The organism is Acidovorax sp. Root267 (assembly GCF_001429215.1).
Taxonomy (GTDB): domain Bacteria; phylum Pseudomonadota; class Gammaproteobacteria; order Burkholderiales; family Burkholderiaceae_C; genus Acidovorax; species Acidovorax radicis.
This window is the reverse complement of sequence record NZ_LMJC01000015.1, coordinates 1-16,666: the sequence shown is the minus strand read 5'-3', so window position 1 is coordinate 16,666 and position 16,666 is coordinate 1. Positions and strand designations below refer to the sequence as shown.

Here is a 16,666-nt window from a genome sequence, read left to right as displayed (position 1 = left end):
CTCAACCTCGTGGAGTGCGTTGCCTACGTCGGAGCACAGTTGCAGTCCAACTGAACCGCGTCCGGCGGGTCAAGATGGGATGACTGGACGCTCACGAAGCACTGAAGAAATTCAATCGCAAGGAGCGCTATTGGGTCATCCGAAACGCACTTGGTCACGGTAGCGACCAACTGGGTGAAAAGTTCCGACAAGATCTTCAACGGACCATTTGCGTAGAAATACCCGAGGATGCATGGTGGTCGATCGATTACCACATTGACTGGCTTGTCGGAGCGCTTGCGCTGTTTGTGGATGATGCGGTCGTTGCCAAGCCGCAGGACAACAGCAAGTGCCTAGTGAAAGGAAACCAGGAGGACATCGACTTAGTGGTTGCTTTCGGTAGCACATTAATTCTGATCGAGGCCAAGGGCGATACGAGTTGGTCCAACGGGCAGTTGAATTCCAAGTTGCCGCGGCTGGAAGCTATCCTAGGAGCTGACTTCAATGGCTCATATCAGCAGCGAAATCTTTCGGTTTATTTCGTTCTCATGTCTCCCAAAAGGCCAAAGAGATTGCTCAGGGGAGGTTTGCCCTGGCCCAATTGGATGGCCGCCCAAGATGGGACACCTTTTTGGATGCCGCTGCAATTGGCGGATAGCAAAGAGTCTCCGAGCTTCTGTAGGGTGACCCGTTGTCGGGAGAACGGCGAAGTAAGCGAGCAGGGCCAGTCATGGAAGGTGATTTGACATACTCCACCAGAGTGGCGCCTCCACAAGCCGAGTCGTTGAAAGGTCCCAGAAGTCTACAAGCGTCGTACCTCCAACTCTTTCCGATCGCATGGACTGGAGGCATCGATCCCAAATCGACATTTGACGTCACCCTCTAACGCCCCAACGAGTCAAAGTCTGGCTTTCTCCCAGCCCTAAGCGCGCCGACAGAGTCGCTATTGACCTGCTGGATGGCTGTGGTTGTCTTCGTCGAAGTTGGCACGTCGCTGGGCGATTTTCAGCACTAGACTGCATGGCATGACTTCATCCTGCCACCTGTGGATAGGCCACATTCCTCTTGCCTTCGTCTTCAGCGTACCTGGAGATGAAGAAGTGCGGAAGGGCAAGCCAGTTGCCGGTGACACCGGCGAGAATCTCGATTCGGCGTTAGTACATCTTCATTCGGCTGAGCCTACACTTTTCTCTTCCACAGATCGCTATGACTATCGAATAACGAACGCCTTTCCTGAGCCGATTGCCGTTGCACTTGGTCATAAGGTGTCAGAAGCGCGCGGCTCCGAAGTTAAGAACTCTCGAAATATTCAGCGCGTACTTTCAGAGCTTCACGACTGCGGCCTCGTCGTCTTGTGCGGTAACAAAGCAAGATTGCTCGCGTCGGCTATACGAGGCCCCGAAAGGACGGTCGTTGAGGTTCCCCACATTGGAAACAAGGGCCTGAATGGAAAGTTCCCTGTTCCTCCCCACCTGCAGTTAGCCTCGTCACCAGATCGGCGGCGGTACCGTGTCGAGTTGTGGGCCTCTGCTGTTCTGCAGCAAATAGACGATAGACAAAATGCTACCCCGGGGTGCGATTGAAGCCGTTTCTGCGCGCTCTGGCATTAGTCGTAGTGCGTTAACCCCTGAACGTAGGACGCATGCTGTCAATTGCCAAAGTTGGCTACTTCTGGCGGGGCGCGCAATTAGCCTATTTGCCTGATGTTGAGTGGAATGCCAAGCCGACGCGAAGGCTGCCACAACTTTGGCCTACTGATTTTTTCGGTGTCAGAATCGGGTTTCACTGGTGCAAGAATATATTTACTCAGGAATACGAGAGCCTATCGCTGCTCGGTAAACCATTCCAACGCTTCGCTACGTTCGCGACCAGGCTGAGCATACGCGTATTCAGTATGCCCTTGGGTCGCCAACCGCTGTACACGAGCGACCATACCCAGTTGAATCGCTTCATCGCGCAACGCGCACGCCCTGTTGTAGCCCAGTCGCAGCCTCCGCTGAATCCAGCTCACACAAAAAGCATCGGGATTCTCTAGCAGTCCCTGTCTCAACTGATCCATTTCTGTCATTTTGCGCGCTCCTCGGTTCGGTCAGTCCCACTGTACTTGAATACTCCGGGCCCGGGAGAGATCTGAATTCCCTTGGGTTTTCTAGACGCAACTGACGTCAAACCAGAGGTTAGATAGGAAGCGCTATCAGTCAGCAGACCTACCCCGAAGGCTTCAAGAGCAGGGCGGCTAGACTAATCAACGAGCGGGGCCACAAGGTGGCCGACGTATTTGCCAGCTAGACTTTTTTCAAACGACCACAAGAAACTGTCATAGGCAATTCACCGGTAGAGTTCGAAAGATGCCATGTCAATCGGCTCAAAAGTATCTTGGGAGCCTGGGGCAATTCAAGAGTGAGCGTAGCAATGACAGAGATGCACAACTTAGTCGCAGACAGGTACGAATCAGTGCTGGCGCAGGTTATAGCCGCGTTGCAGGTGCAGCAGATGCCGCATGCCAATGCCAGCGACGCAGAGTACGCAGTGAACCAGACACTGGGCAGTCTGCTGCGAGATGCGCTATTCGAATGTCGTGTGAGAACTGGGCGAATCGGAAGTATCTTCCACTATGTGGGACAGGAGTTTTCGCACGGAGAGACTTTCGACCGCGAGCACCTGCTGCCTTTGGGTATGCTCAAGCAGCCCCTACTGAAGCAGGCTGCGACTGAACGCTGGGATTTCCGATCAGCTGTCAGTCGGCGTTCGCTGTCCAACTTCTTGGACCGCAACTGCATCTGGGTGCAGGTTCCAAAGTCGCTTCATGGCGCGGTTAACCACATCTGCAAGACCAAGTTGCCACCGCACGTGGACGTCAGCCAGGGGCTTGCTAGCCTGACATGGCAGCAGAGATGGTCTCGGTACATGGAGATAGGCCTAAAGCCACCTCCCGACACTGAGGACTTTGAGCCGGGTCCGCGCCCCCCTCTTCTGGGGGGACGCTGCCGGTGCGCGCGTTGCCTAGCCACCTAGTGGTGGGTGGCTCAGATATTGGCACAAAGGCGAACACGCCTGATCAACTCGCGCTAAAAAGCAGGTTTACGGCGTCAGCATTCCTTGACCGGTTGCCGAACTGCCTCAATCCTGCCCCGGATGAAGTCACTAGCGAACGATCGCCTCCCTCTGCTCCCGTCTGGCTTCAAGTCAACGGTGCCGCGGAGCGACGACCGAATCGATGGGGCTAAGCAGCAAATTTGAAGAGTACCAGCGATCATCAGAAGGATCGCCGACAGACCAGTCCCATGGAGGCCTGCTATGACGCTATTCCAAGAGGGGTAAACGAGACGCTGGAAGACCGTTTTTCACGTAGAAAGCCTCCAGGCGCTTTCGCCCCGGGTCACCAGCCCGCAGGCTGAGAAACCTAGCTGCGTTGCCTGAGAAAAGGCGCTTAAGTCGGTCTGCGTCCTTTCCATCTCCCACAGTGAACACGCGGGTCCGAAAATACTCGTACACGCTACCCGAGAAAACGTCATAGGATTTGTCTAGGCCGAGCATGGTCCAATCAGTTCCAAACACTAGGTGTTGGCAGTCGGGGTCGAACTCGGACATCCACCGCTTCAAGGTCGCTGTGTATGCCGCAAGATCCACATCTGTTTTTCCGAAAATCTCCGAGAGATAGCTGATATCACCGAACACGGGCGCCATCGGATTCGCTTTCAAGTGGCGGCCCAGCGTCCATTCCCAACTGGACTCAGGCAGCGGCTTGCCTCTCTGCGAGTCCGACACTGCTGCGAAATGCCCGAAGTGAGCCAAACAGACGCTCAACCTGGGCCACTGGCGGAATACCGGAACCCAGAACTCGGGATCTGCGCGCTTGGAGTAATCATTGCCGCCACTGTTGCTGTCGTTGGCGTGAGCGATTACGCTTCCGCCCTCACGCACGCAAGTGTCGAACAGGCGGTTCATGGCTTTGTCCAGCGCTGCGCCAATCTGCCGGGACCCATCTGCCGGGCGAATCTCGCACTTCGCCGTCGACGGATCGATGGGCTGTCCATCGAGCAACTGTCGGAACGTTCTGGTGTCAGGGTAGGGCTGGCACGTGGCCAATTCGTTGTCAATGGCTCTGAAGCCCATGGGTGGATACAGCTTGACCCCCACAAAGCCGTGTAGCCTGATTGCGTCAGTGACAACCTGCAGCGGGTCGTAGTCCTTGCGAATACCTTTGTCGAACAGAACCTGCCGAAGTGGGTCGAAGCCAACATATCCGTGTACAGCCGGGCCCTTTTTCTGCAGCGCGATGCGTCCCATTACTTCCACCTGACGAGGCATTGGCGACGTCTCGACATGCTCGCCAAGCCAGTTATCGTAGTCGACGATGGCTGGGCAGAGCAGCAAAGGAACGAAGCCCTGTCGCGAGTGGTCGGCAGCCAGTTTTTCCGCAAGTACGTAGCGGTAGCGAGTAAACAAGCCAAACCAACGAAGTAGCAGACCCAAATCAACGGTGGACTTGTAGGCCCGTTCGGCTACGAGTTTTGCGCCATCATCTGGAATTGGGCCGCTCATGACCGAGACTGAGGTATCGCCTGCAGCACGTAACAACGCGCGGCGCACCTTCTTGATGCCTCTGTCCTCGGGAGTGTCCGAGACACCCATCGCGCCAGATGCGGCGAACTCCGCGATGGCATTTATGACGGCCGACTCGTTGACTTTGTCGTCCGCGTTAACCAAATTGACCTGTTCGCCCTTTAGGACCTTTATCTCGTCCTCAGCCGACGGTGCTTTCGTACGCCCCACGATCCATGTGAAGAGTGCAATCAGCCCGTCCAGCGCATCGGGGTCTTCGATTGAAAGCGTCTTGATAGCGTCCTTGGGGTAGTGCTCCAGTACGACGATCTTGATGAACCTGACTGTCGGCAAGTCGCTGCTGTTGAAGAGGTGGCAGTGGATGTCCACAAGTCCTGTGCCCTTCGGCACCGTTGGACCGGTGGCAGGTTTCGTTGTGCAGCCAGGCAGCGGCAGGCCGCCCAATAGGGCGCCGCCGGTGGCCAATAGAAGTCGTCTTTTCATCAAATGCTCCCTCCTTAGTTCGAACGAGACACTGCACGGAGGATCAACTCCGCCACTTCTCCCAATGGTTTTGACAAGGTCTTCCGAGGCTTCAGCTCTACGAAACCGGTAGGCGTGACCAGCCAACTGGCTTCAAATACCATCTGACCATCTGAGTTTGCGGCCAGTGGGCAGGGCTGGTCCAAGGTGGAAGTCAGCCGCCCCGTGAACAAGCGGTCTGCGGTCTTGCTTCGCTTGATTGCCCAGACGTCGGGCAGCGGATCTCCGTTGCTTTGGTCAGCGTCCACGCATCGTGCGCCAGAGAGCCTCAGCGCTTCTCCAACGTAGCGGCCGCCTTCCTCGCCTGTGACCTCTATGTAGTCTTGGAACCAGAGAAGGGCTTTGGGGATGTTGAGGCGAACTCCGTAGGCAAGTCGTCTGAGGTCATCGACGTTGTCCATGAGGTCGCCTGAGAGGATAAACCGTTGTTTGACCGCTGCTGCTGAGGCAGAGGTATCGAGGGACCAAAGAAGTGACCCACCGAAGGTGAGGGCGGGGGCAGCTTGTGATGTCCCGCTGAGCGCAACCGGCGTCGGCTGATTGGATATCCACGACTCGATTTCGCAACCAGGCGCTGCCATATCTACCGACTTACTGCTCTTATTTGAAAACGGAGCCAGTCCACCATCGCCGTCCAACGCAGCCACAGTGATGACGTTCTTGGCCTTAAGGCCACCCCAGGCAGCTGGATAGGCCTTGAGATCTGTCACATCACCGCGGTTGTTTCCTGCGGCGACCACGAACAGGCTGTCGTCGAACCTCTTGAAGAGAACGCGATAGGCCTCGCCGGCATCGTTGTCGACGCGTCCATCGTGAGTGAGGCTCATGTTGATGATGTGTCGACGCGCGTCCGTTGGGATCAGCGATGGCAGGGAGAGGTATGCTCCGCCAATCAAGTGTTTCTTGCCGTTTGCAACGTTTAGGATATTCACCGAGGCCCACGGGCTCACAGCAACCGGCCACTGCCTAAGAAATTCGCTGAACCCAGGCCCGCCTAAGGCTAGCCCCGTCACATGTGTTCCGTGCCCGCGGATTGCGTCGGGTGCCACTTCAGTGTCGAAACTGACCGGACGGAACTCTTCCCCGCTTGATATCCGATACGACCGCGCGACCGTCGTCTTGGGGTCTACCTGAAAAAAGCGGCGATTGAAGGGACTTCCGGCGAACGCGGCTTCCAACCCGTTGGTCGGGTTCGCGCCCAAGAAACCGTTGTCGACAATCGTTATAGATGTCTGTCCATTCGGTGGCGAAGGATCGAGTTCGTTGCGACGGTCGTCTGCAAAACGATAGAAGGCGGCCACCTCTTTTGCGTCGAATTGGGCTCCGGAAGGCTTGCGGCATTTGGTGTCTGCGGCTGCCACCGTACCGCCTAGAATGATTTCTCCTGGCTGCGGTGTTGGTGCCTGAACAAATGCCGACACGGGAACGTTTGGCGCCGCTTGTTGTACGGATTGCGCCACTATGGCCTTGAACTGCTCCGAGCCCATGTTGACTGGCGTGAGTGCAACTGGCGCGGTGCGGTGAGCCCCATAGACGAACTTTTTTGCATCGACCTCCTTTACCCGGTTCACGGTTGTGCCGAAGAACCGTTTCACGGCTATTGGAGTGCCGTCGCCACCGGTCAATTCCTGATAGATTTTCTTCCTGTTCTCGTCTGGAGCTACCTCGCGCTTGAAGCCCACGTTGCTGCGTTCAACATAAAGGCATGCAGGGAACACGATGGTTGCGGCGCGGTCTCCAAGGATCAGCTCTTTGGTCAAGACCAAGGAGCTATTGGCCGCCGAGAGGGCTTCAAAATACGCATCTCGGTAGCTCCCGCAAACCTTGGCGATGGCCGCCTCCACGGGCATCTTTGCGAGTTCAGCGCGTATCCCTTCGCCTACCTCAAACGGAGCGGCGTTCTTCGCGATAGCAGCTACGGTTGCGTCGGGAACGTGCGGGCCAACCGCCCGAAGCACCACCGGGGCTTCTTCCTGTTGAGCATGAGTCGCCGCGCAAAAGCTGATGAGCGCGAGGCCAAGCACTCGCCGAAGGTGGTGGCAGTTCATTGCCTGCAGGGGTAGTCGCCCGCCTTCTTGTTCACGCCGCAAATAGTTGGGGCGATGGCAGGTTTGAGCTTTGTCTCGTCCTTCAGCCACTCCCGAGCCCAGTTGTTGAAGGTGATGGACGAGGTCGAAGAGACGAACGACAGAATGTCGTAACCGCCAGTGGCTTTCTCCATGTTGATTGAGGAGTTCACCGCGCGGATGCGCCGCTTAGCCTGGGGGGCGGCCGTCGTGGCACCGGAGAAAATCGGCCCGCCAGAATCGCCTGGGCACAACGCAGGCTCCTGGCCTAGGCTAGAGCGCACTCGTGCATAGGCGGGCTGAGCAGGGTCGTACTTTGGGGCCTTCTCAACCTGCTGATCGCCGATGCGTAAGGTCTTGTCAGACGGACTCCAAGTGAACTCGTCGTTGACAACCTTGAGGTCGGTGCAGCCGTAGCCAACCATCAGCACTTTGTCACCCGTCAGTAGAGGCTGGGAGACTTCGACTACCTCATTGGTGAGTGCCTTGAGAGACGGTGGAAGGGACTCTTTCCCCCTCCAGATACAAAGCGCGTAATCCTCGCTCCCGCGTGGGGAAGTAATCTGAGGTGGATGTTCAAGGTAGGCAGGGCTGATCGTGCAGTTGAACTGAAGCTTGCGCCCATCAACTTCCACCCATAGCTCGCGGGGTTTTGATGAGAAAGCTGCATCAACGCAGTGAGCCGCAGTCAGCATGACGGTGGGCCCCACGAAGGTCGCCGTGCAGGAAGCCAGAGCTGAGCCTACCGGAATTTGCGCAATGGCGAGGGCTGGCCAGTCGCCTATATTTACGGTCACACCGCCTGACAACTGCACGCTGCCTGCTGGAAGAACATCGGTCGCAAGTCGGAAGATCACCTTCTCGGGGTCCGGCTTCGTAGTAGGAGTAGATGCCGAGGCAGTAGGCATGGATGCGGGGCTCGCAAGAGAAGGCGGCGCGCTCTGGGCAAATGAACCCGCCGCGAGTGAAGTGGCGACAGTCGCTGCCACTATCTGGCGGAGGAAACCCTTAAGGCCGTTCAGTGGTCGGCGAACGGCATTGCGCTGCGGCTTGGTGGATGCCGGTAAGGTCATCGCCTCGGCAGCTGAATTTTTACTTGCCATCTCACCCTCCCATTGGACCCAACGCGGCAATGGCGAACATCGCCGAAAGCTCCCAAGTTAATTCGCAATAAGGGTATCAGTTACAAGAAAGAACCTCCAATTTTTTATGGCAGTTGGTTCGAACAGGGAAGCGCACGGTGGTCTTCGCTAGGGATTAGGGATAACCAGCAACTGTTTGCGAGGCCTGCTGCATCATCTACCTGCGTTTATTGCCTTCGGTTTGTTGTCTGCTCTAAAGCCGTCTCGTGGCGTGCACTTGATGCCGGAGTAGCTCATCGAAAAATCACAGCTACGCTCTCGCAGCGTCTTCGGTGCGCAAAAAAAGAACCACCACAAAAAAGGGGACCAGGCCGCAGCCCAGTCCCCTTTAACGGTATTAGCGAATCAAACGCTCTTCAGATCTCACTTCAGGCCGTACGCTTCAGATCGACCCTGGCCTATCCGGACGTATGAGTTCACTGCTCAATGCTTCACCGGATAGCGATTCCACGCCTCCCGGAGTGCAAACTCATAGGCAGACGTCAAAACTTCCCCGTCCTTTGCAGCTTGGTCAAACACCAAACGCGCTGTGACCGGTACTTCGATCGTTTTGTCGGACAACACCAGATCGATCCGCGAGCCAAGATAGACAGGCTCGTTGTTCTGCATGACCCACTGCGAAACCTCCCTCACGCCCTTGAACCCCGCCCAATGACGCTGTAACGCGGCAAGTTCTCCTTGCGCTTCATTGCGCTGCTTAATCGCGGCCTGTTCGCGCGCCACTTTGTTGTCTTCGGTGCGAGTTGCCTGCTGCTTGGCCTGCGACTGTGTCATGTCGATCTGCGTCTTGAGATTTTCGATGGCACTTTCTTGGTTTGAGATTTGCATGCGCGCAGCTTCAATCAATGCGTTCTTGTCAATCTCCAGATCCCGGGGCTCGTTCTCTTTGATCGCCTTCGCGCAGCCTCGCTGAAAACTCTGGATGAAGCCAGAGAGCACCCGACTCAGAGAACTGGCATCCACCTCCCGGCACGATGCCAGGGTGATACCTCGGATGCGAGTGATATCCCGCTGAAGGTTTGCGATGAGGGCTTGCCGATTGGCGAGTTCGTCAGTCTGGTCCTTGCTGATTTCCTGGGCCAAACTCGTCTGCTGCTTATCGATCTCCGCGAACGCCGCATCGTGTTGAGAAGCACCGTCCAGACGCTGCTGCGCTACCTGGACAGCCCCAGTGTGCAAACTCTGCAGATACACCGCACCAGCCGCAGACTCGCAGGTGTACTCCACCACACTGCGCCCCCTGGAGTCCTTGAAACTCTTCCACTCCACGCTAGAGCACGCCTTGCGCTTTTCCAGCAACTGCCCCACCGTGAATTGCGGCCAGCCAGTGATACGGCTGTCCTTGACCACGGATACATCCCCCGCAAAACACCCCGTCAGCATGGCTGCGCAAGCCAGACTCATAGCCCCTGAAGAAAACCGCATAACGTACTCCTTGATAGAAAAATGAACGAAACGAGAAAGAACGAAAGAAAAAAGACCGCTCGGTAAAACCCTTCACAAGGTTCAAAAAGTGAAGCAAACTCCGTAGATGCAAAGAAGGCAAAACCGCATCCTCCTGCGGTGTCTGCCAAACCTACGCCCCCGACCCATCTGCCCGACCCGGGCAACGTGCGCGAAGTCCTCGCGTATTGGATTCGGCTACTGCGTGTAGAAAAAGGCTGGTCCCAAGAGCGCCTGGCCCACGAGTGCGAACTCGACCGCACCTATGTCTCGGCGGTTGAGCGCTGCCGCTGGAACATTGCCCTGGCCAACATCGAGCGCATCGCCCAAGCCCTGGGCGTGGAGCCGTGGACCCTGCTCAAACCCCCAGAGCAAGCGACCAAGCCCGCTCGCAAAGCTGCCCGAAAGACCCCCGCCAAAGCGTGAGCCTGCGGCCGAACGCAAAGGTACAAGTCCCTTCACTGCGAAGGCACCGGCTTCCCATCCTGCGTGAGCGCCCCCTGCTGGTAGACAAACTCCACCAGCTTCTGAGCCGCCTTGCGCTGCTCTTCCTCCGGTTCAAACGGCCCCGCAAACCCCAGCATCCGAATGGACAGCTTGGGAGTCTGATTCGGCTTCTCCTCGACCACCGCATACACCCGGTCCGAGCAGGACCCAAACTTCGGCGACACCTGCACCCCCTCAGCCGACACTGCCAGCACCTGGAACAGGGCAGGACAGGCAGTCCCCGATCCGCTTTGCAGCAACAGCAAATCCTCTGCACCCACCGGGGCGTTGCGCACGATACTCACAGGCTCTTCCTGGGCCGGTAGAAAGGTCTGTCCATTCACCAGCACCGCGAAATCACTCTCTTGGACTACCACCTCCCCAAACCGGGTCTTGACCCGGGGCTCTGGTGCTTCCAGTGCCGACTCCACCCGGGCAGGGCCCGCATCGATCATTCCCAACCAGGCGGACGGCGACACACTGAACCCCAGCTCGGTGAGAACCTTCGTGGCCGGTGCCTGACTGTCCAGCGGCCTGGCGCGTACCCCCTCCACCAGACACGGCATATCCCGCACACACTGCGACAACAGCCGCTGTCCCAGAGGACCCTTCGGATCGAACACATAGGCCACCAGATCCCCCGTCTCCGGGCTGACCTCAAACACCGCCCCTTGTTCTCCTCGGCGATCCAGCACCCCAGCGATCTCCAGAAACCCCGACACCGTCTGTACCGGCAACTCCGGCGCCTCGGCCTCTTTGCGTTGGCAACCACCCAGCAACCCAGCCAGGCCCAACACCGCAAACGAAACAACCACCAGGCTGCGCGCAAGCCGCATCCTTCCAAACTTGGACTGCATAAAGCTCCCTCTCTATCGGTTAATGATATGTGATGCAAATACATCAATTGAACGCCCGCCAAAGACCATCGGTTGACCCAATACTGAACGGGCAGGGATGAAGGAAGTGGCTGCGAGATCTTTGCCGCAGCCCAGCCGCTATCGTGTGTGTAGCTCCACATGGAGCGTGACATCCCTGCCCGTGACCAGCTGACTCCCTGCGCATCCGCGCAAACGCTGGCGCCTTGGTACGATCCCCAGAATCCCAAACCAAGACCGCCACCAAGAACAGATCCCCCTGAGTGAAGAATCTGAGTCCCGCCTTCCCGATGAACCCGTCCACCACCCGAAACAGCTGCGGCTACTGTGGTGCCACCAGCTACCACCGGGTAGTTGCACGCGACGAGACGGGCGCCATGCGCTACACCGACACCCTGCAATGCACAGGCTGCAGCCGCGAGTTCGCCAATCTGGACATCTGGCGTCAGGGCGGGGCGCAGACGCCCACCCATTCTCCAGTGGTCTCTGCCCCTGCACATTGACCTTCCGGCTCCCCGTCTTGGCGTAGAGTGTTCCCTGTGCCTAAAACGGTTCTCCTTGGACCAAATCACAACATCCCAGCACTCACACCCCAACGCACCCTCATGTCCAGCTACGCCGAACTCCTCGCCCAGAAAAAACTCCTCGACGAACAAATCGCCAACGCCAAGAAGGCCGAGTCCGAGCAGGCCCTGCAAACCGTTCTGCAACTCGTTCAGGAATTCGGCTTCACGGCCCAGCAAGTCTTCCCCTGGAAGCCGAGCAAACCCAAGAAGAAGCTGGAAGCCAAGTACCGGGATCCCGAGACCGGCGCCACGTGGACGGGCCGGGGCAAGCCGCCCCAGTGGATTGCGGGCAAGGACCGCGCGCCCTTTGTGATCGGCTGAACCGATTGATTCAGATCTTTGGCAGGTGAAGCCAGAAGAGCAAACGGCAGAGCCGAACCGATGACGACCGACTTACTGCCACCAGAGAAGCTCGGCCCCGAGATCCAGCGCGATGTTCAGCGTCTGCTGGGTCGCTGCATGGTTCGCATCCAGCAGTATGAAATCGCCCTGAAGTCCCTGCTCGTTCACCATGAGATCGCTGGACCTGTGGAGACCCTGGCAGGACAAATTGAGAAACGTGCCGAAGAGCTTTCAGTCAAGACGCTAGGTGCCTTGAAAGAAAAGCTCTTCGAAACCTTTGTTGTCCCCGAGGGCTTCGAGCGGGAACTCTTGCCAGCAGACAAGATACCGTCTGACCGCATCTCAGTCGCCCACAGCTTTCGAATGACCCTGTACCCAGAACAATGGGCGCAGACCAAGTCATCGATTGACGAATTCGTGGTTCTGCGCAACGAACTGGTGCATCACTTTCTCTCCCGCTTCAACATCTGGGAGGAGCAAGGATGTCTGGAGGCGATCGCTTACCTCGAAGAATCCTACCTACGCATTGACGCTCGCTTCCAAGAACTCCGCGCATGGATGATGGCAATGCAAAAGGCCGGCGAAGCTATGGCGTCCTTCGCGAAATCGGAGACTTACCATGATTGGCTGGTCAATGGCATCAACCCCGATGGCAGTTTCGAGTGGTGGCAAACCGGAATCGTTCGAGCGCTGCGTACCGAGGTTGAAGCCCTTGCTGGTGACAACTGGATTGCACTGGAGGCCGTCAAGACTCAGATGCTTGCACAGCATCCGGATCAAACCCCTCTGAAATTCCGTTGCACCACTTGGCAACAGGTACTGCACGAGTCCGCGGCGTTCGATCTTGAATACCGCCGTGAATCTGACACAGGCCCCAGAAAGGCATGGATACGCTTGCGTCCCGAGCGGCCACCGAGTGGCAGGGCCAAGGAGCACAAGCGCCCCGGACGCGGCCCGGCGATACCACCATCGGATCAGATCGTCTAGCCCGGCTGAGGGGCGTTGAAGTCAGCGACTACCCGTGTGTAGAGGGCACGATAGCTATCGCTGCAAGCACCATCCCACAGTCCAGTCCCCCCTCCACCGTACGCGCCGACCACACGCTACGGAAATCCGCCACCCGCATAGCCGCCTCATGGTGCGGATCGGTTCCAGGAACCAGACACTGGTTGTGCCCCAATCCCCAGCCAGGATGCACCTGGGTGTCCAAGACCAAGAGTCCGGTAGCCACTGTGCACACCACACTGCCTGATTCATCCCCCACTGGACTCCAAGGCCCCTCCACCCCGAGCCCCAGCATCCATTGAGGTGCAGGGCAGGGCTTCCTCGTCGCTCCTCGCATCTCCCTGGCAATTGACTGCCAGAGCAGGAGCACTAGGCCACCCCCGTCAACCGCTTTGTGGCACAGTGCCAGCAAGTCCGAAGGTGCTTGCTCCCAGACCAACTCAGCATTGGATCCTGGCAGTAGCCTCGTTGCATGGCGCAACACCCCAGCCGCGCTGGTCACCGTTGGTACTGCCACCCGCTGGCCAGTGAGCAAGGCCACCGCCTGTTGCAAGGTCACTGGCCCCGTGCGATGTGACGGCGCTCGATGCCTCACCAGAATCCCCGGCAGCACCTTGGCACCTGGTTCTGATTCCGGCCCACTGCGATAGCAAGGCACCGTTTCCATCACCAGTCCCACGGCATAGCGCCGAACCAGCCCTTCAGCTCCCCGCATGGGACGCTCCCGGATCACCTGTTGGGGTGGCTCTTGGTCCCAATGCTTCCTGCTTGCGATGCAGCTTGCCGCGCAGAGAAATTGGTGGAGATGGCTCTCTGGTCCTCCGAGACTCAGAGCCGTCCACATCTCCAGCCCCCGCGTGCTCTCCCTTGATGCCTGACTCCGGATAGAACTCCTCTGCGACCTCCACGCCTTCTTCTTCCGACTCCTCGAACTCCCCCAGCGCCAAACCCTGCCGCGCCGCGTCATCCAGCGCCGCCTGATCCAGCCCCAGCGCAGCTTGCTGCTCCCGCTCCTGCCGTGCCAACGCCACGACCTGAGCCAGGCTGCTACCAGCTCTCAGAGTGAGGTCGACGTAGTAGATCGGCGTGCGGTGCGACAGCGTGGTGGACTTGCCCCGCAGCCGAAGCTCCAAGGGCAGCCCGGCCAGCAACCCACCCGACACCGCAAACAGATACCGCAGCCGGGCCGATAGCGTCCGAATGCTGTTGAACCCTGTGGTCCGGAACACAAAGCTGCCGAGTTCATCGCCACTCATACCCTCCATACCGGCTTCGGTATGCCCTTCAGCCTCCACCCGCACATGCAGCCGTCCATATGGCTTGCAGTTCCCGTCCTGGGCGAGCGGACACACTGCAGGCGAAGGGCAGGGCAGGGACTGCATCCCCGACAGCGTCACCCGCTTGCAACTCTCCCCATCCCCCACACACAGAGGCCGTCCTGTCGCCCGGTCAAACATCGTGTAGTTCGCCCGCAGACTCAGATCCGGATCATCAAACAGCAAACGCACCGGAATGCTGCGCAGCTTCGCCCCTGGCTCCTTGCGCAACTGGGCGTCCACCGGATGTGGCACCCACCCCTCCTTGTTCTGCACCTGGCTGGTCAGCGTGAACTCATCGTCCTTCTCAGGAAGACGACGTCCTGCCTTCTCCACCACCCGCCCAATCGCAATGCGCCCGATCACGGGCGGTGTCAAAGCCAAACCTTTGAGCATGTGAATCTCCTTGTTGAATGTCAAAACACCCCCCAAAACACAACGGGCCTCACCGTCACCGATGAAGCCCGTCTGGGGATGCGTGAATGAAAAATGAATTGAATGAACCTGGACTCCGATATCCCCGGCCCACCTTCAGGTCTGCACCAGAAACCTCCGACTCCCGGGCTTGGGCACCGTGTACGTCTTCACGATCTCCGGCTGCTCCTTGGCCAGCCGCGCTGTATCCAGCTGCGTCCCATCCCGGCTGCGTTTGAAACTCACCTCACCGTTCTCAAACACCGCCCGGCTCGAATCCCCCATGCGCTGCTGAATCGCCTGCTTGAGCTGGGCTTCCAAGGCCGTGTTGGTCGCCAACACCTCCCGCACCGCCAGCAGGTCAGAAAACACAGCCCCCATCACCAGGTCATGCTTGAGGTTCAGGGTGAAACCCGTGTCCCGGGGATACAGCGCCCGCAAAGCCCGGTCTGCCGAATCCGACCCATCGGCCGGCGGCGCCTGGCCCCGCTCCACATAGCCCCAGAACTCCCGCTCCAGGGTGATGAGCTGAGCAATCAACTCCTCATCCCGCTCGATTCGGAAAATCTGCAGCTCCTGGCCTCCCAGCAGCACCGCCACATCTGCCGCCTGTTTACCGGTCACAGCCAACTGGTGCTGGACCTGCAACTGCACATACTCGGGCACCCCATCCCGCCAAAGCCAGGCGCCCTGAATGCCAGCGGTCTTGCATTCCAGCAACTGGACATCCGGGGCTCCCATGACCTCTCGGTCAATATTGGCCAGCATCCAGGGGTGCTCGGGATGCTGCAGCACCGCGTTGATGCGCCGCACCCGGTTACCCGTACGGCGCGTGTAGTGCGCAGCCACAATGGGCTCCAAAAGGGATCCCCAGTACATCGGACTCTGATCGTCCGCACCCCCATCGCCCGGTGGGGCGGTGGGAGCACGACCGGTCTTCTCCATCCACAGCTCCAGCTGCGACTGGTAGGGATTGAGCCCCACCGCCGCCGCAGCATCCGAACTGCCAATGCCTCCTTGGCGCACCTGCAACCACTGATCGCGATCCAGATCCTGGGTCTTGACCAGCCGAAGGGCAGGGCGGGGTTTGGTGGAAGACGTCCCCACCGGTGAAACAACAGGATGAACCATGCTGACTCCTTGAATATGAAATGAAACGAACACCAGTACCGCCCCCCAAAACAAAAGACCCCGGTCCACTGAAGGAGCCGGGGTCTATGCCGTAGAGGGTGGTGAGGGTGGATGGAAAAATCGCAAAGAACGGCAGACACAGTCACGAAGCCAACTGCAACGCCTGCTCCAGCGCCCGCTGCTTGAGGGTGGCCCCCTGACCAAACCAGGCACTGTCCAGCCGGTACTCCTGACTGCGCGCCCGGCGCTCGTGGTCCACGAACTCGGTGACCGCGCACAGCAGACCCCAGGCGGTGCCCTTGGCAGCAGCCAATTCCGCACCCCGGCCCTGGCCCTCGTACATCGCCTGTACCTTCTTGAGCGCACGCTCATTGGTCAGGCCTGCCGATGCATCCGCATGACCATCGGTCTGGCAGAGCACCTTGAGGAAGTAGTTCATGGACTCATGGCTCTTGACCTTGCGCTCGGACAGGGTCTTCATCCTGTACATGAAACCGTCCCATTGCGAGACGGCAATGCCCAACTGCTTCTTAACCGCCTGTGCATCGAAGCTGGTGCTGTGGGGTACCTTGATGGCACTTGATGTCCCGGACAGAGCAATGGAGAGGGTGTTGTTGCAGACCACCCGGACGGTGGTGGGTGTGGCTGTAGTGGCCAAGGTTCCATCGCAGGAAGTCGCCAGCAGCAGATAGCCATTGACCACATCGTTGCCCTTGTGTTAGTGCCAGTGCAAACGTGATCAGCAGTGCCAGTCGAACATTGACCAGGGGCTAGAGCTGGTTCCATTTGAAGCCAACTGTGGATAACTATAGG

13 protein-coding genes and 1 pseudogene are annotated in these 16,666 nt (G+C 58.4%); 6 read left to right on the top strand and 8 right to left on the bottom strand.

Going from position 1 to position 16,666, the window contains the following annotated elements:
* Window positions 1–287 precede the first annotated feature (287 nt).
* Entirely contained in the window at window positions 288–725 is a 438-nt protein-coding gene (locus ASE39_RS13845; RefSeq protein ID WP_057271528.1) for a hypothetical protein, read from the top strand.
* Between the two features lie 279 nt (window positions 726–1,004).
* Window positions 1,005–1,562 carry a hypothetical protein gene (locus ASE39_RS26440; protein ID WP_140426776.1) on the top strand — a complete coding sequence of 186 codons (558 nt, stop codon included), beginning with the start codon at window positions 1,005–1,007 and terminating at the stop codon, window positions 1,560–1,562.
* A 1,720-nt stretch (window positions 1,563–3,282) separates the two neighbouring features.
* Here the strand turns inward: ASE39_RS26440 and ASE39_RS13835 are convergent.
* From ASE39_RS13835 to ASE39_RS13820, 4 genes are all read right to left on the bottom strand, one after another.
* The gene (locus ASE39_RS13835; protein WP_082615435.1) at window positions 3,283–5,028 is read right to left on the bottom strand and encodes an amidohydrolase family protein; all 1,746 of its coding nucleotides are present in this window, start codon (window positions 5,026–5,028) and stop codon (window positions 3,283–3,285) included.
* A 14-nt stretch (window positions 5,029–5,042) separates the two neighbouring features.
* Window positions 5,043–7,115, bottom strand: a complete 2,073-nt coding sequence (locus ASE39_RS13830) for a S8 family serine peptidase (protein WP_082615434.1) — start codon at window positions 7,113–7,115, stop codon at window positions 5,043–5,045.
* Window positions 7,112–8,236, bottom strand: a complete 1,125-nt coding sequence (locus ASE39_RS25880; protein WP_082615433.1) for a trypsin-like serine protease — start codon at window positions 8,234–8,236, stop codon at window positions 7,112–7,114. The genes ASE39_RS13830 and ASE39_RS25880 overlap by 4 nt, the downstream gene beginning before the upstream one ends.
* Window positions 8,237–8,698: 462 nt before the next feature.
* Window positions 8,699–9,700 (bottom strand): hypothetical protein, encoded by a 1,002-nt coding sequence (locus ASE39_RS13820; RefSeq protein WP_140426774.1) that lies wholly within the window; start codon window positions 9,698–9,700, stop codon window positions 8,699–8,701.
* Window positions 9,701–9,838: 138 nt separating this feature from the next.
* Between ASE39_RS13820 and ASE39_RS13815 the strand changes: the two genes are divergently transcribed.
* Entirely contained in the window at window positions 9,839–10,144 is a 306-nt protein-coding gene (locus ASE39_RS13815) for a helix-turn-helix transcriptional regulator (protein ID WP_057271522.1), read from the top strand.
* 32 nt (window positions 10,145–10,176) lie between these two features.
* Here ASE39_RS13815 and ASE39_RS13810 read toward each other — a convergent pair whose 3' ends face one another.
* Window positions 10,177–11,061: a hypothetical protein gene (locus tag ASE39_RS13810; protein ID WP_057271521.1), complete on the bottom strand. Its 885-nt coding sequence runs from the start codon at window positions 11,059–11,061 to the stop codon at window positions 10,177–10,179.
* A 308-nt stretch (window positions 11,062–11,369) separates the two neighbouring features.
* Here ASE39_RS13810 and ASE39_RS13805 point away from each other — a divergent pair, with 308 nt between their 5' ends.
* From ASE39_RS13805 to ASE39_RS13795, 3 genes are all read left to right on the top strand, one after another.
* Window positions 11,370–11,582, top strand: a complete 213-nt coding sequence (locus tag ASE39_RS13805; RefSeq protein WP_057271520.1) for a hypothetical protein — start codon at window positions 11,370–11,372, stop codon at window positions 11,580–11,582.
* A 102-nt stretch (window positions 11,583–11,684) separates the two neighbouring features.
* Window positions 11,685–11,966: an H-NS histone family protein gene (locus ASE39_RS13800; RefSeq protein WP_057271519.1), complete on the top strand. Its 282-nt coding sequence runs from the start codon at window positions 11,685–11,687 to the stop codon at window positions 11,964–11,966.
* 60 nt (window positions 11,967–12,026) lie between these two features.
* A complete protein-coding gene (locus ASE39_RS13795; RefSeq protein WP_057271518.1) occupies window positions 12,027–12,974 on the top strand; it encodes a hypothetical protein in 948 nt (315 codons plus the stop codon).
* Window positions 12,975–13,693: 719 nt separating this feature from the next.
* On the opposite strand, the gene ASE39_RS13790 is transcribed toward ASE39_RS13795, so the two are convergent.
* From ASE39_RS13790 to ASE39_RS13780, 3 genes and pseudogenes are all read right to left on the bottom strand, one after another.
* On the bottom strand, window positions 13,694–14,704 hold the full coding sequence (locus ASE39_RS13790) for a hypothetical protein (protein WP_057271529.1): 1,011 nt from the start codon (window positions 14,702–14,704) through the stop codon (window positions 13,694–13,696).
* A 135-nt stretch (window positions 14,705–14,839) separates the two neighbouring features.
* Window positions 14,840–15,853, bottom strand: a complete 1,014-nt coding sequence (locus ASE39_RS13785; protein ID WP_057271517.1) for a lambda-exonuclease family protein — start codon at window positions 15,851–15,853, stop codon at window positions 14,840–14,842.
* A gap of 142 nt (window positions 15,854–15,995) precedes the next feature.
* Window positions 15,996–16,568 (bottom strand): annotated as a pseudogene (locus tag ASE39_RS13780) (DUF932 domain-containing protein); the annotation flags it as partial.
* Window positions 16,569–16,666: the final 98 nt, after the last annotated feature.

What these genes read in the sequence shown, in the direction of transcription:
- ASE39_RS26440 (WP_140426776.1), top strand. Translation starts at nt 1,005, where the DNA reads ATGACTTCATCCTGCCACCTGTGGATAGGCCACATTCCTCTTGCCTTC.
- ASE39_RS13835 (WP_082615435.1), bottom strand. Translation starts at nt 5,028, where the DNA reads ATGAAAAGACGACTTCTATTGGCCACCGGCGGCGCCCTATTGGGCGGC.
- ASE39_RS13830 (WP_082615434.1), bottom strand. Translation starts at nt 7,115, where the DNA reads ATGAACTGCCACCACCTTCGGCGAGTGCTTGGCCTCGCGCTCATCAGC.
- ASE39_RS25880 (WP_082615433.1), bottom strand. Translation starts at nt 8,236, where the DNA reads ATGGCAAGTAAAAATTCAGCTGCCGAGGCGATGACCTTACCGGCATCC.
- ASE39_RS13820 (WP_140426774.1), bottom strand. Translation starts at nt 9,700, where the DNA reads ATGCGGTTTTCTTCAGGGGCTATGAGTCTGGCTTGCGCAGCCATGCTG.
- ASE39_RS13810 (WP_057271521.1), bottom strand. Translation starts at nt 11,061, where the DNA reads ATGCAGTCCAAGTTTGGAAGGATGCGGCTTGCGCGCAGCCTGGTGGTT.
- ASE39_RS13805 (WP_057271520.1), top strand. Translation starts at nt 11,370, where the DNA reads ATGAACCCGTCCACCACCCGAAACAGCTGCGGCTACTGTGGTGCCACC.
- ASE39_RS13800 (WP_057271519.1), top strand. Translation starts at nt 11,685, where the DNA reads ATGTCCAGCTACGCCGAACTCCTCGCCCAGAAAAAACTCCTCGACGAA.
- ASE39_RS13795 (WP_057271518.1), top strand. Translation starts at nt 12,027, where the DNA reads ATGACGACCGACTTACTGCCACCAGAGAAGCTCGGCCCCGAGATCCAG.
- ASE39_RS13790 (WP_057271529.1), bottom strand. Translation starts at nt 14,704, where the DNA reads ATGCTCAAAGGTTTGGCTTTGACACCGCCCGTGATCGGGCGCATTGCG.
- ASE39_RS13785 (WP_057271517.1), bottom strand. Translation starts at nt 15,853, where the DNA reads ATGGTTCATCCTGTTGTTTCACCGGTGGGGACGTCTTCCACCAAACCC.